This window comes from Deltaproteobacteria bacterium (genome assembly GCA_019308905.1).
GTDB lineage: Bacteria > Desulfobacterota > BSN033 > WVXP01 > WVXP01 > JAFDHF01.
In genome coordinates this window covers 1-2,106 of sequence record JAFDHF010000150.1, presented here as the reverse complement: position 1 = coordinate 2,106, position 2,106 = coordinate 1, and the positions used below count along the sequence as shown (strand labels likewise).

Genomic DNA, 2,106 nt, shown 5'->3' with positions numbered 1-2,106 from the left:
TACCCCTTCGGGTTTTAGGTTTCAGCATCCTTTTTTTCACAAGGCTCCGAAGCAAGCGGGTTGCAACAAACCGGTTTACTCCTAATAGCTCCCTCACCTGCCTGTTGGAAACGGAATCATACTGGCGCACATACTCCAGAATGAGCTCCTCAAACCTCAGCTCGTCGATACCTTTCTCCCTGATATACTGGATGGACTGTCCCAGACTCTCATAAACCGATCCACTGAGGCGAAAAACAGTGCCTTTGCCTCTGCCCCCCCGTTCGAGATACCCCTGTGCAACCATCCGGTTGAGCACACTCCTGGCGTTCCGGTCATCCACCTGGAGGACCTGAGCTGCCATGGAGGTCGTGAGTTCCCTGTGTCTGCGAAGTGCTGAAAGGACAAGGAGATTATCCAAACCGAGAGGGCGACCCGCCTCCTCCTCTCTCCTGACAAAGAGGGCAAAGGTACTATCCACAACCCCGTTATGAAGGCTTACCTTGAGGGAGCTATTGGCAGGATCCGTCTCAAAGGAGGGAGGTTCCTTACCGTGATAGAGCTGAATGTAGAACATCCGATCGATCCCCACTCCGGAACGCTCCACAAGCCGGAGCTTCTGCAGGGCCTCCGCCAGGAGGGGGTTGCGGTGTCGGGGACCCGCCCGCAGGATGTTCTCCGGGGTGATGCCCGGCAATAAACCGCCGGGATTTTGAACCTCCAGCCTGTTCTCATACTGCCAGACCATAACCCGACCTGACATGTCGGTGTAATCCCTGTGGGTGAGGGCGTTGAGGAGGGCTTCGCGGTAAACATCGGGCGGAAAAGCTGGAATCTCAAAGTGGAACAGCCCCACCTTCAGAGTAAAAATGGGATTGTCCACGGAGATTGCCTCGTGGATGCTCTCCAGAAGTTTCAAAATCGGTTGACGCAGGTCACGACGACGGCGATACTCCATGGGTGAAGTCATGTGAAGGTAGGTCACCTCGTGCTGGGGAAGAAACTCCCGCAGAGCATCCTCCCGACCTGCCAGGAGCAATCCGGCTATAGTAAGCCGGAGCTCCTCTTCCTCCCTTACTAAGAGACCAAGGCCCTGAAGGAACTGCTCATCAGGCTGTTGAAGCAGGGCGGAGCGCGGATCTCGCTCCTGGAGGGTGCGGCGCATACGGCGGATCTCCTCCGGATCAAGGAGCTCGGCCCAGGGTTCGGCAAGCGTTTGCGCGGCGAAGTCGGCAAGCCCCTTCCGGAAGGGCAGAATTCGCCTCATGGTGCCTGTGAGGGGCTGACAGTCCTTGCCCACACGGATCTTGGCCAGGCCCTTTGTTGTGGTGTGAACGTCCGTACCCTCTGGAATATGGATGAGGATCACCCGCCTCCCGGAAAATTCCAGTTCTTCTGTTTCCACAAGGATTTTCGGATCAGTAGAGTCATAAACAGTGCGCTTCATTTCCAGAAGGTCGAGCTCCGGACACCCCCTCACGGCCTTATCTAAACCCGTCGTCCTGTCATCTACCCCGAGCACCAGAGTCCCGCCTCCGGCGTTGGCAAAGCAGACGGCATATTCCACCACCATCTGGATAATCTTTCTCTTATCTCTCGGACAGGCCTTGAAGTCCAATGTTTCGTCCTCGAACTCACGTGCCGCCCGGTGGCCCAGTTGCCGCAGGATGTTCAAGATCTCATCTCTTGTGCGAAACATCGATCTTCAATCCTCCAATTGGTCCGTAATATCTTCCACAAGGAGGGATGAGCCCTGAAACTCCATAACCCTCCAGCGCCCACCCTTCTCCAGAATGGTAAAGAAGATATCAGGCGCCCGCAGGTATTTGCCGCCCCATTTGTTGCCGATGTATCTGGCTTTCATGGCAGAGACGGTCCCCTTTTCCCCGGTGATCTCCAGCCCTTCATCATAGAGCTCACGCTGGGACTTAGCGATACAGCGGAACTCCGGGAGTCTGGTGGTATCAGTCGTTTCTTCGATTTCCTCAAAAATGACCGGATGAATTATCTCCTCGAAGGGCATCTTAAAAGCTACAAAACGCGCAGTTTTCTCCAGTCCCCATTCCCTCGCATCATCGGCCGGAGAAAGGAGCACGATCACCGTGTTTATGTCCGCCTGAGCAAAGG

The 2,106-nt window shown here is 55.4% G+C and carries 2 protein-coding genes; both read right to left on the bottom strand.

Going from position 1 to position 2,106, the window contains the following annotated elements; genetic code table 11:
- Positions 1-1,678, bottom strand: a 1,678-nt coding sequence (locus JRJ26_20705) for a putative DNA binding domain-containing protein (GenBank protein ID MBW2059911.1), incomplete at its 3' end; no start/stop codon positions are given.
- Positions 1,679-1,684: 6 nt separating this feature from the next.
- Positions 1,685-2,106: hypothetical protein (locus JRJ26_20700; protein MBW2059910.1), on the bottom strand; the 422-nt coding region annotated here is incomplete at its 5' end.